The sequence below is a fragment of the Marinomonas sp. KMM3893 genome, assembly GCF_004352855.1.
Taxonomy (GTDB): domain Bacteria; phylum Pseudomonadota; class Gammaproteobacteria; order Pseudomonadales; family Marinomonadaceae; genus Marinomonas; species Marinomonas arenicola.
In genome coordinates this window covers 601243-618616 of the sequence record NZ_SJSC01000003.1, presented here as the reverse complement: position 1 = coordinate 618616, position 17374 = coordinate 601243, and the positions used below count along the sequence as shown (strand labels likewise).

Sequence of the window (17374 nt, the reverse complement as noted above, 5' to 3'; positions counted from 1 at the left end):
GCTCATCTGTGATGCTTTTATCCTTTCGTTGCCCCTAGCGTCAATCCCGCAATAAAATGTCGCTGCATCGCAAAAAACAGAATTACGGGCGGCAACGCAGCAATAATAGACCCTGCAGAAATCAACTGCCAAGACGCCATCCATTGGCCTTTCAAAGCACTGATCCCCGCGGTAATAGGACGCACTTCGTCACTTTGTACCAACACCAATGCCCAGAAATAATCGTTCCAGATAAAGGTGAAAATCAGCACCGCCAAGGCCGCTAAGGCCGGACGAACCAAAGGCAGTACAATGTGTCGGAAAATTTGCCATTCACTGACCCCTTCAACCCGCGCCGCTTCGATTAGCTCATCAGGCAAACCAACAATAAAGTTACGCATAAATAAGGTACAGAATCCGGTTTGAAAAGCGATATGAAACAAAATCAAACCACTCGCCGTGTCGTATAACCCCATGTCTATGGTGAGGTTTCGCACCGGAATCATTAAGATTTGAAACGGCACAAAATTACCCGCAATAAAGGCGGCAAATAAACCAATGCGCCCGCGAAATTTAAATTTTGCCAGCGCATAACCGGCTAGCGTTGAAAGCGACACCGCCCCAATTACTGCAGGCAAGGTTATGATCAAGGAGTTCAGCAAATACCGTAACATCGGTGTTTGAGTAAACACCAAGGTGTAGTTTTGCAAAAACATCCACTGCGTAGGGATGCCCCAATAGTTGCCTGCATTAAGGTCTGCTGTGGAGCGAGCTGAGGTCATCAATACCGCCAACAGCGGTAATAACCACAAAAACAAAGCAACCCAAATGGCGACGCGGTAACTGATGTTAAAAGGTAATGACTTTTTTTCTACTGGTGTTGGAAACATTAGGCTTTCTCACTCTTCAGCATGCGCCATAGGAAGTAGGCAATGTAAATATCCATAATCAAGAACAAGATGGTCGCAATGGCCGCGCCATACCCTGCCCGATAGTTGAAAATAGATTGCTCATACATGAAATACGCCAGCACACTGGAGCTACCAAATGGTCCACCTGAGGTCATGGTGGCCACCAAGTCGAAACTTCGTAATGCACCAATAACCGTCACGACAATGGCAATAAAGGTCGCTGGTTTTAATTGCGGAAGAATCACATGACGCAGCATTTTCCAGCCATGAGCACCGTCTAAGCGTGCGGCTTCGATCTGGTCTGGGCTCAAATTATTTAAGCCTGTGAGATACAAGATCATGCAGTAAGCTATTTGCGGCCACAACCCCGCCACAATGATGCCGAACGTTACCCAATGCTCGTCCGACAATACTGCAATCGGCTGAAAACCAAACAGCTCAATCGCCTTGTTAAATAAGCCAAAACTGGGGTCGTAGAACCAAGAAAAAACCAGACCAACGACCACTTGTGAGATAACAAAGGGGAAGAAAAACATGGCTTTAACAAAACGTATTCCCATCACTTTTTGGTTTAGGAACAACGCAAGTAATAAGCCAATAGGAGGGGCCAACATAAAGAAGATCAACCAATAAAGGTTATTGATTAATGCGGTCCAAAATTGTTCATCCGAAAACAACTCAAAATAATTACTTAATCCTACAAACGTCTTTTCACCTAATCCATCCCACTCAAAGAAACTTAACCAGATACTTTGAGCAATAGGGAAAATCACGTAGAGCGAAAACAAAATGACTGCCGGTGCGAGGAACAAAATTGGCATCCATTGTTGCTGTTTGCTATGCAATTTCTGCATCGCTAACCCACCTCTTATTCTTATTAAAATACGGGTTGTCATTGCTGACAGACAACTCACCAAACAAAATAATGGAATAGAGTTCTACTTTTTGCAATACTTAATAAAAATTTGTGGAACTTAGTCCCAAAAAAACATATAACCCTAATACGACGATATTTTTGGAGAAATTACATGACGAAATTGGAGACCAAAAGCGGCGGCTCATCTTTGGATAAAGCCCTAAGCTTGCTCCAAGAAGTCTGCACCGCGAGCACGCCTCTGCGATTCGCAGAAATAGTCGAAAAAGCCGATTTACCCAAAGCCACTGTACATAGAATATTATTATCTTTGGTTGAGAAAGGGCTAATCCGCTTTGATGAAAGCGCTCAACTTTACCATCCAGGGTATGGCTTATTAGAACTCGCCCACAAAGCTTGGTCGCGCATTGATGTAAGAGACGTTGCCGCAGACCAAATCAAATCCTTATGGCAAGAAACCGGTGAAACCATCCATTTAGCGGTATTAGATCGTGGTGATGTCATCTATATCGACAAGTTAGAAAGCCAAAAAAGTTTACGACTTTTTTCTGCCGTCGGGAAAAAAGGCCCAGGGTATTGCACGGGTGTTGGCAAGGCGATGATGGCTTTCTTAAATGAAAGCCAACTTGAAGAGGCCATTCAAGAGCAATCTTTTATACGTCACACCCCCACCACGATTACCACTGCCGACGAATTAAAAGAGCAGCTGATCAAGATTCGCGACACTAAAATCGCTTTAGATTTAGAAGAGCACGAAGAAGGTATTCAATGTGCGGCTTCGGTTATTTTTAATTACCTAGACGAACCCATTGCGGCGCTGAGCATCACAGCACCAAAATTTCGAGTTGACGAAGCACGTTTTCAACACTTTCAACACTTAGTGAAAGACGCCTGTTTGAAAGTCTCCACCCGAATGGGGGCGATTGCCTCCGACAAGCATTAGGATAAATTTCATGGCAACAATAAAATTAAAAAACGTCATCAAACGCTTTAATGAGATTGAAACAATCCATGGCGTTAACCTAGAACTAGAAGACGGTGAATTTGTCGTTTTTGTTGGTCCTTCTGGCTGCGGTAAATCGACGCTATTGCGCTTAATTGCTGGCCTAGAAGACATCACAGACGGCACATTAGAGATCAATGGCCAAAACATGAACAGCGTCGCCCCCGCGGATCGTGGCGTGGCCATGGTGTTCCAGTCTTATGCGCTTTATCCGCATATGACGGTCGAAGAAAACATGAGTTTTGGCTTGCGTATGACCGGTGTGGATCCGGAAAAAATCAAAACTCAGGTGGCCAATGCGGCCAGCATTTTGCAATTAGAAAGTTTATTAGATCGCAAACCCAAACAACTCTCTGGTGGTCAGCGCCAACGTGTGGCCATTGGCCGCGCCATTGTGCGTCAACCTGACGTGTTTTTGTTTGATGAGCCATTGTCTAACCTTGACGCCGAACTTCGGGTTGATATGCGCATTCAAATCGCACAACTCCACAGTCGCTTAAAATCGTCAATGATCTACGTTACCCACGATCAAGTAGAAGCCATGACACTGGCGGACAAGATTGTCGTCTTACGCGCGGGCAATGTGGAACAAGTAGGCTCCCCATTAACGCTATACCACAATCCTGCCAATGAATTTGTCGCCGGCTTTATAGGCTCGCCTAGAATGAATTTTTTGGATGGCAAGGTACTGGCCATTGATGAAAAAAGCCTCGCGACCATCGATGTCGCAGGGCAACAAATTGCCCTCACCGTCGATGCCGACAAAGTCAGCGTCAATGAAAGCGTTAAACTGGGTTTACGCCCAGAACATGTGAAAGAAAACACAGAAAACAGCGATTTCTCTTTTACCGTTGAAGTGGATGTTGCTGAGCATTTAGGCGGCACCAGCTTCTTATATGGACAGTATAAAGGCCATAAATTAACCATAGAAGCCAGCGGCCAGAATCTCACACGAAACGGAGAATCCGTTACAGTCGGCGTTGCTAAAACAGATTGCTATTTATTCAATAGCAAAGGGGAAGCCCTAGTCAATCGCCCTATTCCGTCGCGCACTTAACGCCTAACTAGCAGCCATTGACTGGTACAAAAATGCCCTCATTACGAGGGCATTTTTGTAGGTCATGTGTCATTCAACACACTGGGTAAGACCTAAAATTCGCTTAAGAAGTTTTCCAAATAAGCATAACCTCGTTGCGCTACAACAGGGTTGTACAGGCTGCCGTGCTCTGGGTTATTCGCACTGGGCAGCATAAAAGAATGCACCGTGTTGCCAAAGTCCATAAATTGAAAATCAATGCCTAATCCTGTCCAGTACTGCTTGGCGGATTGAGCATCTGCATCGCTTACCATATGGTCATTATAGCCATTTAACACCATGATCTTCAGGTCACGATTAACCTGCTCTTCCGGCGCTCTATTAAAACTCATCAAACCATGGAAGCTCGCAGCGCCGACACTGTCTTTAAAGTACTGACCGGCTTCTAAGGCCAAGCGACCACCCAAACAAAAGCCAATATGAACAATGGTTTTATTGCTCAGATTCGCCACTGACTCGTCTGTCAAAGTCCGTTGCAATTGATGAAGAGGTGTTTCATTTTCGAGTAGCTTGCCCATTAAAGACAATTTATCTTCGGTGCTCTCTAAGACGCAATCTTGCCCATATAAATCCACAGCCGTCACTGAATAGCCAAATGACGCGACTTTGTCGGCAATCGATTTTTCGAAATCCGTCAAACCTGAAAACGTTGGCCAAATAACCACATGAATGGATTTACTTGCGGCATCCGTGGTGCCTACTTGGTAATGTTGGCGGCTAACATTGTCGATAAAAAGAGAGTGAAAAGTATCGCTCATAATAGGTCTCCTAACCTTAAATACCGTAGCTATTACGGCAATGTTCATTCTGTGAGCTTGAGTGTATCCAGCCAAGCAATTCAAAATCAACGTTGTTAGGCCGACTTTTGACAATGTCGCCTTTCTTGCTTATTTATCCAGACTATCGTCCATTTCTTTTAGGTTATTTTGCGCAATAGCACACTGCGCCACTGGACGCAGTAATGCTTTTAGTCATCCAACTTTTGATTGCTGCTGGAGTCGATCATCACAGCCAGCCACTTCATGCGCGGATTGGCTTCTAAGGCCAGTTTCACAATAATCGTCAGTGGTATCGACAACAACATCCCTACCGGACCAAACACCCACCCCCATAACAATAAGGATAAGAAAACCACCAGCGTTGAGAGTCCTAAGCCTTTGCCCATATAGCGCGGCTCGATCACATTGCCCACGAACAAATTGACCACCACAAAACCCAATGCGGTTAAACCAGCATAGAGGGGGCCGAGCTGAACAAATGCCAACAGCACGGCAGGCACGGCCGCAATAATAGAACCAATATTGGGTACGAAATTCAGCAAAAAGGCACACACGCCCCACAAGATAGGGAAATCCACACCTATGATCCATAGCCACAATGCAATCACGACACCCGTCAGTAAGCTAACAGAGGTTTTGATCACCAAATAGCGGTTCACCGAATTAATAAAAGAACGGAAATGCTCTAACGACTGAGTCGCATCATTCAAGGCCAGCGACAGCTTCTTAGGCAGCTCAACCGCTTCAAATAAAATAAACACGACCGTCATAATCACCAACACGAAATTCGTCAACGCGCTGCCTAACCCACTTAAGGCTTTTGCCACTAACTGCATCAAAGAAGACGGGTCCACATACCCTTTGATTTTGTCATAGGAAATATGAATGCCAATGTTGTTGAGGCTGGCCAGCAAACTGGACATTTCTTCCGCGAAACGCGATTTATAGGTCGGCAATTGCTTCGAAAGATCATCCAACGAGGACCCTACCAACGCGCCCATCATGCCTAGCCCAACCAACACCACCAACACCACCAGCACAATAGACAGCCAAGTGGGCACCTTTCTGCGGCGTAAACTGGCCATCAAGGGAGCGCATACGATGGCAATAAACACCGCCAGCATAAAAGGCACCACAATTTGGGAGGCGGCTTTCAACCCCGCGATAATAATCACAAACGCGGCTAAGCCAACTAACCAGTGCGTGCCTCTATGCTGTTCACTCATGTCAACTCCTTGATTAGTCTATCGGGTAGATGCTTTGTGCATAATCGGATAAATCTTGCAGCATTAGCTGTTTTGATGGAGGCAAATCTGGCGTTTGCGCAATGGCGTTCAAACGATCAAAGAAAGCCTCCATGTCAATCGAGCCACCACCGTCTTTGTCCAGCAATTTAAAGGCTCGGAATTCTTCCCATTCTTCACGCTGCTGCTCATTTAACTGATCCGGGTAATTACGCGCAATATAACGCATTAACATTTCCGGTAAACGACGATCATCAAATGACATTTCGAGTTCATTTAAAGCGTCAGGCGGCGTATTTCGAATGGTGTCCATCCGAGCTTTGTCTTCGCGCGAGAAGAAACCACCAGAATACAGCATCAAATCTGGGTCTTTAGGAATGCTGCGCTCTTCTTGCACAAACACCTGACTGATTTTTTCTGACAAGCCTGGGAAAGACTTTAACAAAGCAAGATTTTTCCGGCAGGCATCGCCATCCAATTCAAGACGCGCCACCACCTTTTCGTCTTTCAAGAAGGTTGCTGGTGCTACCGCTGGCGCCTTATTGTAATGAATGACTTTGAGCGGCAAGCGCGGAAGGTCACCCAATTCGTCTTGGCGAGTAAACACGCGGTGACGGATTTCCTCGACACTGAGGTCAATCAGAGGTTGTGCATCGCTCATTAGATCGAACACAATCACACCATTTTTATTGGTCGGATGCGGAGCAATAGGCGCAACAAACGCACTGTATTTTTTCACCTGACCGAACATGCCTGAGACATGCAAAAACGGCTTCATGCGAATCGGGTCGATAAATTGTTGTAACTCGTGTTTCTGACGCATTTTCAAATAATAATCGAACAACTTAGGGTGCGTCGTTTTAATCAGTTTGGCCACTTCGATGGTGCCGTACACATCGGACAAAGCATCGTGCGCTTGTTCATGGGCAATGTTATTGGCTTTGGTCAGTGCTTCGAGTTTCATCGATACCTGGCCGTCTTCGCCTATGGGCCATTCAATGCCTTCTGGGCGCATTGCGTAGGTCATGCGCACTAAATCAATAATGTCCCAGCGCGAGCAATTGTTTTGCCATTCACGAGCATAAGGATCGATAAAGTTACGATAAAAACCGTGACGTACAACTTCATCATCAAAACGAATGCTGTTGTACCCTAATGAACAGGTGCCAGGCAATGACAACTCTGCTTCTATGGCCGCCATAAACTCCGCTTCACAAAGCCCTTCTCGATTGGCTTCTTGCGGACTAATACCGGTTAATAGACACGCCTCTGGTTGCGGTAAAACATCCTCTGGAAGGCGGCAATAAAACATCATAGGTTCGCCGATCACGTTAAATTCAAGATCCGTGCGAATACCCGCAAACTGCATTGGCCTATCTCGTGCGGGGTCTGTTCCAGTGGTTTCAAAATCAAACCATAAAAATGAAGTGGGTCCCGATGAGGTCACAAATAATTCCTGTTAGCCATGAAAGAAAACCGTATTATACGCATCTTAATGACGATTTGGCGATGCGAGGAGCCGAACAATGGCAAACCAAATACCCTGCCCCTGTGGCACTGAAAAGAACTACCAAGACTGCTGCGCTGTCTATCACCAAAACCCAGGTTCAGCACCAACGGCTGAGGCCCTGATGCGCTCTCGTTTCAGCGCGTTTGCACGTAACGACATTGATTATATTCAACGCACCCAGCAGCTCGATAACGACACCAGTGAAGACGACACACAAGCGATACAAGAAGAAAACAGCACCACCTTGTGGACTCAATTAGACATTTTAGAAACCGAGCAAGGCCAAGCAAGCGACGACACTGGCAGCGTCACCTTTCGCGCCCGTTTTACAGAAGGTAAACACCAAGGGGAATTGACAGAAAAGTCACTCTTTAACAAAATAAATGGGCAATGGTTGTATGTTTCTGGCAGCCATGAAGTTCACTCAAGCCCGCAAAAAACCGCCCCCGTAGAAAGCCATAAAGTTGGCCGTAACGACCCTTGCTCTTGCGGCTCTGGTAAAAAATTCAAAAAATGTTGCGGATAAGTTTCGCCTAAGAAGGGTTCGAAGAACGGGCAATTTCCATGAGAACTTGCCCGTTTTTTTCTTTGCCAAAAGCCACGGCTGCCTTGGCAAAGCGCTGTTTGCTAAACACCTCTATTTACTAAAGACCACCAGATGATCCAGCTCAATATTGATGCCAATTTCTTGGCCAATCGCGTGATTATGATGGGAAGACGCGAAGCAATACACCACCAGTCCTGATGCCAATTTCACGCGATATAAGAAGTGTGAACCGCGAAACCACTTACTCATTACCAAACCTTTAAATTCACTTGCGTCGTCGTGTATCACATCGTCTGGGCGAACCAATAAGTCGACCTGGGTGCCAATGGCGAGTTCGTCGCTCAAGACACCACGAATGCGGCCAAGATCTGAGTCTAAACAATCGTGCCCACACACCACCGCAGAAAGAAAATCCCCTTGGCCGACAAATCTTGCAGTGAAACGACTTTCAGGTCGATGGTAGATTTGATAAGGCGTGCCGTATTGGTGAATTTCGCCTGACTCCATTACCGCGATGGTATCGGCCATAGCAAAGGCTTCCATTTGATCATGGGTTACCAAAATCGCACTCATGCCTTCATGCTTGAGTATCTGGCGAATATCAGGCACCAGCTCTTCTCGTAATTTGGCATCCAAACCTGAAAACGGCTCATCCATTAATAAGAGCTTGGGCTTGGGAGCCATGGCTCTGGCGAGCGCCACACGCTGCTGCTGCCCACCCGACAAAGAATGTGGGTAGCGCATTTCGTAACCAACCAAACCAATCAGATCCAGCAGCTCAGCCACTCGATTGCTCACCACACGGCTGCTCATGCCCTTGAGGCCAAACGCAATGTTGTCTGCTATGGTAAGGTGCGGGAAAAGCGCAATGTCTTGAAACACCATGCCAATCTGACGCTGCTCTGGAGGCAGCAAATAGTCAACGCTGGAAATCACCTCGCCATTCAATGAAATGGCCCCAGACAAGACGGCTTCAAAGCCCGCAATAGCCCGTAACAAGGTGGATTTTCCGCAACCACTTGGCCCTAACAAACAGCCAATTTGTCCCGCGGTCAAATCAAACGACACATCATGCACTACCGCTTGCCCATGATACCCCACAGACAAGTCACGAATATTCAACTCTTGCAATGCTTTACCCGATGAAAAAGAACTCATGATGTTTCCTAAACTGCCCTTTCGCTAAGCTGGCTTTATAAAAAATACTCTAATTCAGTGCTTTCTTAATGATGTTTTGATATTGAACGATTTAACAACACCACCGGAATTAACCCCACCAAGACAATCATAATCGAGGCAGGAGCGGCGTCGACTAACCGCTCATCTGAGGCCAACTCGAATGCCCTGACGGCCAAGGTATTGAAATTAAAAGGCCGCAGAATTAACGTCGCTGGCAGCTCTTTTAACACATCAACAAACACAATTAATAACGCCGTCAACACAGACCCTTTAAGCAAAGGAAAATGCACACGCTTTAACACTTGCAGTGGGGTCAACCCCAATGAGCGCCCTGCCATGTCCATGCTGGGTTTGATTTTACCTAACCCACTTTGCACCGCACCAAGGGACACCGCCATGAAACGCACTGCGTAGGCAAACAATAAGGCGATAATGGTGCCAGAGAACACCAAGCCAATTTTATCGCCGCTGACGTCTTTCACAAGATTGATCAATCTATGGTCTAACCAAGCCAGAGGCACAATCACCCCAATCGCGATAATAGTGCCAGGCAAGGCATACCCTACGCCAGCACTAGCAACCGAGGTCGACACGCTCCGACTCGGGTGCAAACGCAAGGCATAAGACAACACCAACGCCAAGGCGACCACGATCAAGGCAGCCAAAAAGGCCAAATAAAAAGAATGCCACGCCAATAGGAGAAAATCCCAGGTTAACGGCTCGGCCTCAAACACAGACCAGTAAAGCAACACGCCCGCGGGCAAGAGAAAACCAAACAACACAGGCAAACAGCAAAACACACAGGCCGCCACACCACGCCAGCCCGATAAAACAAGCTCTCGTTGGCTCGCTTTACGCAGACCGGACGCATGATAACGCAGCTTTCGCCGTGAATAGCGCTCAGTGAAAATCAGCACACACACAAACAGCAATAAAATGCCCGCCAGCTGAGACGCTCCCGCAAGATCACCAAAACCGTAAAACGTTCGCATGATGCCTGTCGTAAAGGTGGCCACGCCAAAATATTGCACCGTGCCATAATCAGCAAGCACTTCCATCATTGCCAAGGTCAAGCCTGCAATAATGGCGGGGCGCGCCAAGGGTAACGCCAAGCGAAAAAACGCCGAGACATTTGAATAGCCCAAGGTTCGACTCACCTCTAGCGTGTTGGCCGATTGCTCTAAGAACGCCGCCCGACTCATCAAATAGACATAGGGATAAAGCACCAGACTTAACATGATGACCGCACCACCTAGGGAGCGGATCTCAAAGAACCAGTACTCGCCGTACCCCAATCCACTTAAAGCGCGAATCGCCCCTTGCACAGGGCCGGCAAAATCCAGCAAACCAGTATAGGTGTAAGCAATGATGTAAGCCGGCATTGCTAACGGTAAGAGCAACGCCCAACCTAAAACAGAGGCGCCAGGAAAGCGGCACACACTGGTGAGCCATGCCACTGGTACACCAATGCACAGCACGCCAACCGCCACACCAATCATCAACAGTAAGGAGTTGCTGACATAATCAGCGAGTACCGTGTTCCATAAATGGGTCCACACACCACCACTACCAGTAAAGACATTGGCCACTACCACCAGCACGGGTAAGGCAAGAAGCAAGGCGATCCCTATGGCCGCCCACTTCAGCCACGCAAAAGGAGAATGCGAACGCACCACTCTCTGCTTAGACATCATAATCCGCTCACATCAAACCCACGGTAAAAAATTACTTCCAACCTGCTTCATCCATCAATTCAACAGCAAGACGGTTATTATCACCCAAAACGCTTAACGACAGTGCGTCTGCTTTAAAAGTGCCAAATGTCTGCAACACTTTAGGTGGCTCTATACCCTTCACTACAGGGTATTCATTATTAACTTCTGCGTACCATTCTTGCGCTTCATGGCCGCTTAAGAAGCGAATCAATTTTACCGCATTCTCTTTATGTTCCGCCGATGCTGTCACCCCAGCACCACTCACATTGACATGCGCACCACGCTGCCCTTGCGCTTGGTTAGGCCAGAAAATTGCCAGCGATTTAAACACCGCTTGATCTTTCGCTTTGTCGCTGTTGCCCATGCGCCCGAAATAATACGTATTGGCCAGCGTAATATCACACACACCGGCCGCAACGGCTTTAAGCAAATCCGTATCACCACCAAAAGGCGGTCGAGCGAAGTTCGCGACAAAGCCTTTTAGCCATTTTGACGTCGCTTCTTTGCCATCCGCATCTATCATAGACGCCACTAGAGATTGGTTATAAATATTGCTGGAAGAACGAGCACAAATCCGGCCTTTCCATTTTGCATCAGCCAGCCCTTCATAGGTTGAAAGTTCACTGGCATCGACTTTTTTCGGATTATAAAAAATCACTCGAGCACGTTGCGACAAACCAAACCAGTAATCGTCGCTGTCTTTCAAATTAGCGGGAATCGTTGCTTCTAACTCAGCGTCTTGGATAGGTTGCAACACGCCGGCTTGTTTCGCTCGATATAAGCGCCCAGCATCCACTGTAATAAACAAATCCGCAGGGCTCGCTGACCCTTCTACCTGCAAACGACGCAATAACGCATCCGCAGAGCCAGTTACCAAGTTGACTTTAATGCCTGTGCCCGTGGTAAAACGCTCTAACATAGGTTTGATTAAGGCTTCTTTTCGAGCCGAGTAGACATTCACTTCTTCAGCAGCAGAAGCGACCATTGAACTGCCCAAAATCGAAGCCGCCAAGACCACATGAGACAAGCGAGCTTGCTGTGAAAAATATGAAACTTTAGACAATTGAAACGCCATATTTGACTCTCTTATTTTTTTCTCAATAAATAAAACATTACCAACATACAGTCGATGACAAGGCACCGAAAGTCGATAATACTCAGATTAAAACTTACTTTGTCACGGCTCTATTGGCACAATTCATTCTGGTTTGGCCTGCGTTGTTTCTCTTGCTTTCGCCTTACCTGCGTTAACCAAGGTGGTCTTAATTAAGCCTGCTTGTCGTCCATTAAGACCACGACCTAAAAACAAGATGGGGGATAAATATTGGCCAAACACCCCCGTTTGATCGAGTGTCGATAAAGTACCATAACGCAGTTTTTGCTGATCACTACCAAATTGCAAACAACGAAACCAACGGTCCCACACCGCCAATACCACCCCAAAATTACAGTCATAATGTTCCACCGCAGCAGAATGATGTAACTGATGTTGAGCTGGGGAGATAAGCCAACGTTCTAGTGTTTTGCCATAACTGATCGGCACCGGAGAGTGTCTAAGGTTAGCGCCGCAAATATTGAAGACATAGGTGGCAACAAAAACACCGCCTATCATTAATAAAGAAACCTGCCCTGGAAACAAGGTCACAAACAGCGCCACCAAACTTCCCTGCACCAACAAGGATCGACCGTAAAACAACATACCTTCCACTGGGTGCGTTCTTAATACCGTAAAGGGGGTTAACACCTTGGCGCTGTGATGCACGCGATGAAAGGCCCACAGCCATGACCACCGATGCATTAACCAATGCAACCAAAACCGCGAGAAGTCATCCAATAAAAAATAACACAAGGAAAATAGCGCGATAACACTCCAATCCGGAATCGTCATCGCCAGCGGAGACAAGCCTACCTCTCGTAATTGAAACATCAGCCAAGTCACCACCCCAAGGGTAGTAATGACCTTAGGGAATAAGAGTGACAATATCAGTCGATTACCCAACCAAAGCGCATAATCCACTCGTGCCGACGGGTGCCACCAAAGCCGCCACGAAAACAAAGCGCTCAGTCGACGGGGTGCGCCCTTTCCATATCGAAATAGAAAGAGAACAAACGCAAAAAAGAGCGCCGATGCAAAATACAGAATCGACACTCTTTTACTCGGGTTGACTAAATCACTCACTGCCAACGACAGCTCATTGATCAGCCAACCACCATAGTCCACCGTCGTCATGACAAGACAGGCACTCTAACCATCATAGTGATCAGTCGTTTTCTGCACTAGGACCAGATTTTAGTTGTTCTAACACATCGTCCATACCGCCAGTACGATCATTCAATTTCGCAGTTAACGCAAAATGGCTGCTTAGCAGGTTTTGTACTTTCAGCATATTCAGTTTGTATTCTTGCATGGTCACTGATTCAGACTGAGTGAATTCCCCTTTGCTGTTGGCTGCAACAACTTGAGCGTTGCCAAATAACACTGGGCTAAAACCAATCAAACGATCCAATTGCGACTGGGTACGCCCTAGATCTCGGCCGGCAGCTTGCAGAGACAAAGCAAAGCCTTTTAGCTCGCCCCAATGTTTTACATAGTTACGGTACGCTTTTTTCACATCACCGTTCGACTCTTCAATAATGGCGATTTTTTCCAAATCCGCGTACACGCTACCAGCGTATTTGAAAGCGGCTTCAGCAATCACTTGCTGCCAAGCTACGCCGATGACTTTCGCATAGCCTTTTAACTCTTCACGTTGTGCCGCGCTAAGAACCTTGCCTTTGGCGTCTTGAATCACGCTGCGGCCATCGTAGAAGGCCTGCAAAATCGTATGGAAATAATCTGTCTTGCCACTGGCATCAATGCTGGCAGCATAGTAGGCATGCGCAAACGCCATTTCCGTTTTTAAGTCGACCACGCCATCTTTGTTAGCGTCCGCTTTAGCGAAATAGTCTGGGTTCAATTTTACAATCTGAACCACTTCTTTTGGGGTTAATTCTAAACCATTAATCGGCGCACCAAAGTACCCAAACGCTTCATCCCAAACATGCTCTTTGCCTGTATAAGGTGCGCCCTTGCTGTAAGGTTTATCGTTTGGTTTCACATCCGCTTCGAGTTTTTCATCAAGGTAATCGTTCACCGCTTTGTTATAAAACACCGCCCCCATGGTGAATTTAGAAATCAGCTGAGTGTAATCATAACCATTAACTGGGTCGTAGCCGCCCTTTGTGTTGGCCGCGTTAGTGACCATTTGCTGTAACACTTCTGGTCCAGTTAAATTGCCCGGCCAGCCTGTGATTGTGCCTGGGTAAGCGCTCGACTTAAGATCCTTGCCTTTTGATAACTCATCAATACTCGACTGCTTGATCGCAAAGCCTTTTTTACTGACCGGATCTAAAATGCTTAGGCCTTCTGCTTTGCTTGAAAAATACGACTCCATTAGTGCCAAATCACCGCTTTTGGATGCTTTTTTAAGAGAGTTGTGCAAAGCATGACGTGCAATCTGGCCACCATAAGACACCGATGAGCTGGCGTCGCCTTGGTAATCAGGCAAAGACACAGCAAAGTCGTAAGTCTGTGCATGAAGCGACAATGCACTAGCGCCAATAAAAGCAGTGAGTAATGTTTTTTTCATAAGAGCTACCCTGTGATTTTAAAAAAGATAAGAACGGAATTTGTAATGCAAAAAACCAAAATCAATCGATATTCATTATCATTACCATTCTTTTACCCTCTTACTGACCTTACACTTTTCGATAAGTTCCAAAAAAATGCAATTTTTTTGCATGGCTTGTACACATTCGATCAAAAGCGTTTAAAAAACGATGGGGATTTGAGACAAAAACAAAAAGGCCGCTTAAGTTATCCTTAAGCGGCCTTTCCTAGATAATGGGTATCGACCCTGTTATGGCACCGGGTGCCCCTGTGAGGCAATCCAAATTCTAAACCAGTCATCGTCACTTAATAGCAACCTAGTGGCATCAACAGCGCGTTCAAGACGCTCTATTTTACCTGACCCCATCACTGGGCAAATACCCGAAGGGTGACGCAATAGCCAAGCAATCACCACCTGATCCATGGTCACATTACGGTTGTTCGCTATCGCTTGCAGCACACTTCTGATGCGCTCGGCTTTGTCGTCCTCGCCACTAAAGACAGCGCCGCCAGCAAACGGTGACCATGCCATTGGAGTAACGGCGTGTTGTTGCGCATGCTCTAACGTCCCATCTTTAAAGTGCTCTAGTGCCAGCGGCGAAAGCTCAACTTGGTTCACCACGAGAGGGGCATCAAGGCGCGACTGCAATAAATCAAACTGGGCCGCACTGAAGTTGGAAACACCAAAATGCTTTACTTTGCCAAGAGTGAAAAGGTGATCGAGCGTCTGCGCAACCTCATCGGCGTCCAACAAGGGGCTAGGACGATGCAATAATAAGGTATCAATATAGTCACATTGTAATGCCGCCAGCGACGCGTCGACACTTTCGATAATGTGCTTACTGCGATAATCATAACGATGAAGGCCAATCTCTGGACGGCGTTCAGCCGGTAAAAGCACCCCACATTTGGTAACGATTTCCATCTTATCGCGCAACGCGGGCTTCAAGGCCAACGCCTCTCCAAACAGGCTTTCGCATTGATACTTACCATAAATGTCCGCATGATCGAATGTGGTCACGCCAAGGTCCAAGCAAGCTTCAATAAAGCCCAAGCGCTCGGCGGGTGACATACCCCATTCTAGACAACGCCAGAAGCCTTGAGCGATCCGAGATCCTTCAAATCCTAATGGGTGATATTGATGGCGCATAACAGGCTTTCCTTTCTTCTTATGGTGAACATCCTGCTATTCTAAGCCATCTCACTTTTACCGCAAATGATCTCCGCTTATTTACCAGTATCGATCACATACGACTGGCCGTCAGGGAATGGATATTCATCGCAATTCGAGCCACCACCAATGCGATCCACCACCAAAAAGTCCGATGTTTGCTCTAACGCCAATAGCGGATGATGCCAAGTACCTTGGTGATAATTCACCCCTTGCTGTCCACTTGCGTAGAATAATCGCAGCTGACTAAGGTCTGGCTCATCATTCTCTCCTGGAGGAGCAACCACGACAAAATAGGGACGCTCTTGTAACGGCATAAATGCTTGCGATCCTTTGGGGTGTCTTTCCAACATGGTAATCATCATAGGAAAGCGCCTAGCCTGGCCTCGAAACACACTGATGCCTACGTGCACAGGACGGCTTCCCTGCGAGTCTTCTGCCTCTTCCATCATGGTCACCGTAGCCAGATCATGAAAACGCTGGGTCGTGCCCCCATTGATAAAAAAAGACGGCGCGGCATCGGTGGCTTCAATCACCTCGCCAAAAGGCGCAAACACTTGGGCATTTAATGGTTCAGGAATCAATCGCATCTCGCCCCCTTAGAGAACTGGCTTGCCAATCGCGCGGATACGACTGATGCCGCCATCCGGAAAGATATTAACGCGCAAATGAGTAATAGGCCCAACCTCCAACAACGCCTCTTTAAAAGAATGCTCTTGATCGGCTCCTAGCTTGGATTTTGGCAGCAACTCTTGCCAATACAAGCTTTGAGCCGCCAGAGTAGTGTCTGGCAAGTTACCCGCATCCGCGACTTGAATGGAGCAAGCGTCTGCAAAATTGCCTTTGAAAAAAGCCGTATCAATGATGATTTCTTCAATTTCACCACGATGCCCCAACGCCAATATTACCCAATCATTGCCAGGTTCTCGGCGACGACGCGTTTCCCAGCCATCCCCCATATTAATGCCTTTGCCAGGCAGATTCAGATTGTGCATAGAACCAAAATGTTCGTCGTTTGCGCAGATCGCATGACCACCGACTTCCATCGCTAAGAGGTCAAGTGATTGTGCGCCCAAGCCGCTCCACTCCACTTCTGGTTGACCGTATACTCGCAGCCGAGCCACACCACCATCAGGGTATATGTTGAGTCTAATATGGCTATACACCTGGTCACTCGCAATATCCACCAGCTGACGAGCATCCCCTTCTAACGCCACCGTATTGGTAATGGCCGTCCATTCTGTTGAGGCCGTTGGCACACCGTCACAATGACACGCTTCTAGCATAGCGGCAGGTGCGTAGTTGCCAGTAAAATGACGCGTGTCGATTTCTATTTTGTTTATGCGCCCTGGCACCGCCAATTGAACGACGCAATAATCGTAACCTTGTTCGCGTTTACGGCGAGTCTCCCAGCCGTCCATCCATTTCCCATTGTCATCGTATTTGCCTGCAATAAACACAGGGTCACTGTCTTGTAGCATCCTTTCTTTCGGAGCAAAAAAATCGTCGTTTGCAAACAGGGCTTTGGCCCCTAATCGTTCTGAAGCCAGGTTAACCCCATACCAAACAGTGGCAGATTGAGACATGAACACTCCTTACAGTGGCACCTCAGAATGCAAATGCATCGTCGGCGAATCGTGGTTAAATCAATTTCTAGATAATACATTTGTTTCAGAATAATAAAAGATAAAACTTTTGACTCTTTTGAGCACGTAAT

The 17374-nt window shown here is 47.0% G+C and carries 16 protein-coding genes; 3 read left to right on the top strand and 13 right to left on the bottom strand.

Annotated features, from left to right (window positions below):
* Window positions 1–17 precede the first annotated feature (17 nt).
* Window positions 18–869 (bottom strand): carbohydrate ABC transporter permease, encoded by an 852-nt coding sequence (locus E0D71_RS10785; RefSeq protein WP_133003308.1) that lies wholly within the window; start codon window positions 867–869, stop codon window positions 18–20.
* Complete coding sequence (locus E0D71_RS10780; protein ID WP_133003307.1) at window positions 869–1744, bottom strand: sugar ABC transporter permease; 876 nt, start codon at window positions 1742–1744, stop codon at window positions 869–871. Before E0D71_RS10780 ends, E0D71_RS10785 begins: the two co-directional genes overlap by 1 nt.
* A 174-nt stretch (window positions 1745–1918) precedes the next feature.
* Here E0D71_RS10780 and E0D71_RS10775 point away from each other — a divergent pair, with 174 nt between their 5' ends.
* Both E0D71_RS10775 and ugpC read left to right on the top strand, forming a co-directional pair.
* Window positions 1919–2707, top strand: a complete 789-nt coding sequence (locus tag E0D71_RS10775) for an IclR family transcriptional regulator (RefSeq protein ID WP_133003306.1) — start codon at window positions 1919–1921, stop codon at window positions 2705–2707.
* Between the two features lie 10 nt (window positions 2708–2717).
* The gene (gene ugpC, locus E0D71_RS10770; protein ID WP_133003305.1) at window positions 2718–3824 is read left to right on the top strand and encodes a sn-glycerol-3-phosphate ABC transporter ATP-binding protein UgpC; all 1107 of its coding nucleotides are present in this window, start codon (window positions 2718–2720) and stop codon (window positions 3822–3824) included.
* A gap of 92 nt (window positions 3825–3916) precedes the next feature.
* Here the strand turns inward: ugpC and E0D71_RS10765 are convergent, their stop codons facing one another.
* The 3 genes from E0D71_RS10765 to sbcB all read right to left on the bottom strand — a co-directional run bounded on the left by E0D71_RS10765 (window position 3917) and on the right by sbcB (window position 7333).
* Complete coding sequence (locus E0D71_RS10765) at window positions 3917–4621, bottom strand: dienelactone hydrolase family protein (RefSeq protein WP_133003304.1); 705 nt, start codon at window positions 4619–4621, stop codon at window positions 3917–3919.
* 209 nt (window positions 4622–4830) lie between these two features.
* Window positions 4831–5868 (bottom strand): AI-2E family transporter, encoded by a 1038-nt coding sequence (locus tag E0D71_RS10760; RefSeq protein WP_133003303.1) that lies wholly within the window; start codon window positions 5866–5868, stop codon window positions 4831–4833.
* A 13-nt stretch (window positions 5869–5881) separates the two neighbouring features.
* Window positions 5882–7333 (bottom strand): exodeoxyribonuclease I, encoded by a 1452-nt coding sequence (gene sbcB, locus E0D71_RS10755; RefSeq protein WP_133003302.1) that lies wholly within the window; start codon window positions 7331–7333, stop codon window positions 5882–5884.
* Window positions 7334–7412: 79 nt separating this feature from the next.
* Here sbcB and E0D71_RS10750 point away from each other — a divergent pair, with 79 nt between their 5' ends.
* Entirely contained in the window at window positions 7413–7922 is a 510-nt protein-coding gene (locus E0D71_RS10750) for a YchJ family protein (protein ID WP_133003301.1), read from the top strand.
* Between the two features lie 111 nt (window positions 7923–8033).
* On the opposite strand, the gene E0D71_RS10745 is transcribed toward E0D71_RS10750, so the two are convergent.
* From E0D71_RS10745 to alc, 8 genes are all read right to left on the bottom strand, one after another.
* Window positions 8034–9101: an ABC transporter ATP-binding protein gene (locus E0D71_RS10745; RefSeq protein ID WP_133003300.1), complete on the bottom strand. Its 1068-nt coding sequence runs from the start codon at window positions 9099–9101 to the stop codon at window positions 8034–8036.
* A gap of 65 nt (window positions 9102–9166) precedes the next feature.
* Complete coding sequence (locus E0D71_RS10740) at window positions 9167–10816, bottom strand: iron ABC transporter permease (protein WP_133003299.1); 1650 nt, start codon at window positions 10814–10816, stop codon at window positions 9167–9169.
* Window positions 10817–10847: 31 nt separating this feature from the next.
* Entirely contained in the window at window positions 10848–11822 is a 975-nt protein-coding gene (locus tag E0D71_RS10735) for a Fe(3+) ABC transporter substrate-binding protein (protein ID WP_243712024.1), read from the bottom strand.
* A 213-nt stretch (window positions 11823–12035) separates the two neighbouring features.
* The gene (locus E0D71_RS10730; protein WP_133003297.1) at window positions 12036–13067 is read right to left on the bottom strand and encodes a sterol desaturase family protein; all 1032 of its coding nucleotides are present in this window, start codon (window positions 13065–13067) and stop codon (window positions 12036–12038) included.
* Between the two features lie 31 nt (window positions 13068–13098).
* Window positions 13099–14466 carry a DUF4856 domain-containing protein gene (locus E0D71_RS10725; protein WP_133003296.1) on the bottom strand — a complete coding sequence of 456 codons (1368 nt, stop codon included), beginning with the start codon at window positions 14464–14466 and terminating at the stop codon, window positions 13099–13101.
* A gap of 270 nt (window positions 14467–14736) precedes the next feature.
* Window positions 14737–15636 carry an aldo/keto reductase gene (locus E0D71_RS10720; protein ID WP_133003295.1) on the bottom strand — a complete coding sequence of 300 codons (900 nt, stop codon included), beginning with the start codon at window positions 15634–15636 and terminating at the stop codon, window positions 14737–14739.
* Between the two features lie 77 nt (window positions 15637–15713).
* The gene (locus tag E0D71_RS10715; protein WP_133003294.1) at window positions 15714–16247 is read right to left on the bottom strand and encodes an ureidoglycolate lyase; all 534 of its coding nucleotides are present in this window, start codon (window positions 16245–16247) and stop codon (window positions 15714–15716) included.
* Between the two features lie 9 nt (window positions 16248–16256).
* The gene (alc, locus tag E0D71_RS10710) at window positions 16257–17243 is read right to left on the bottom strand and encodes an allantoicase (protein WP_133003293.1); all 987 of its coding nucleotides are present in this window, start codon (window positions 17241–17243) and stop codon (window positions 16257–16259) included.
* Window positions 17244–17374: the final 131 nt, after the last annotated feature.

Bases quoted from the DNA above. Each gene is read 5' to 3' on its own strand.
- E0D71_RS10785 (WP_133003308.1), bottom strand. From the start codon at position 869: ATGTTTCCAACACCAGTAGAAAAAAAGTCATTACCTTTTAACATCAGT.
- E0D71_RS10780 (WP_133003307.1), bottom strand. From the start codon at position 1,744: ATGCAGAAATTGCATAGCAAACAGCAACAATGGATGCCAATTTTGTTC.
- E0D71_RS10775 (WP_133003306.1), top strand. From the start codon at position 1,919: ATGACGAAATTGGAGACCAAAAGCGGCGGCTCATCTTTGGATAAAGCC.
- ugpC (WP_133003305.1), top strand. From the start codon at position 2,718: ATGGCAACAATAAAATTAAAAAACGTCATCAAACGCTTTAATGAGATT.
- E0D71_RS10765 (WP_133003304.1), bottom strand. From the start codon at position 4,621: ATGAGCGATACTTTTCACTCTCTTTTTATCGACAATGTTAGCCGCCAA.
- E0D71_RS10760 (WP_133003303.1), bottom strand. From the start codon at position 5,868: ATGAGTGAACAGCATAGAGGCACGCACTGGTTAGTTGGCTTAGCCGCG.
- E0D71_RS10750 (WP_133003301.1), top strand. From the start codon at position 7,413: ATGGCAAACCAAATACCCTGCCCCTGTGGCACTGAAAAGAACTACCAA.
- E0D71_RS10745 (WP_133003300.1), bottom strand. From the start codon at position 9,101: ATGAGTTCTTTTTCATCGGGTAAAGCATTGCAAGAGTTGAATATTCGT.
- E0D71_RS10740 (WP_133003299.1), bottom strand. From the start codon at position 10,816: ATGATGTCTAAGCAGAGAGTGGTGCGTTCGCATTCTCCTTTTGCGTGG.
- E0D71_RS10735 (WP_243712024.1), bottom strand. From the start codon at position 11,822: ATGGTCGCTTCTGCTGCTGAAGAAGTGAATGTCTACTCGGCTCGAAAA.
- E0D71_RS10730 (WP_133003297.1), bottom strand. From the start codon at position 13,067: ATGACGACGGTGGACTATGGTGGTTGGCTGATCAATGAGCTGTCGTTG.
- E0D71_RS10725 (WP_133003296.1), bottom strand. From the start codon at position 14,466: ATGAAAAAAACATTACTCACTGCTTTTATTGGCGCTAGTGCATTGTCG.
- E0D71_RS10720 (WP_133003295.1), bottom strand. From the start codon at position 15,636: ATGCGCCATCAATATCACCCATTAGGATTTGAAGGATCTCGGATCGCT.
- E0D71_RS10715 (WP_133003294.1), bottom strand. From the start codon at position 16,247: ATGCGATTGATTCCTGAACCATTAAATGCCCAAGTGTTTGCGCCTTTT.
- alc (WP_133003293.1), bottom strand. From the start codon at position 17,243: ATGTCTCAATCTGCCACTGTTTGGTATGGGGTTAACCTGGCTTCAGAA.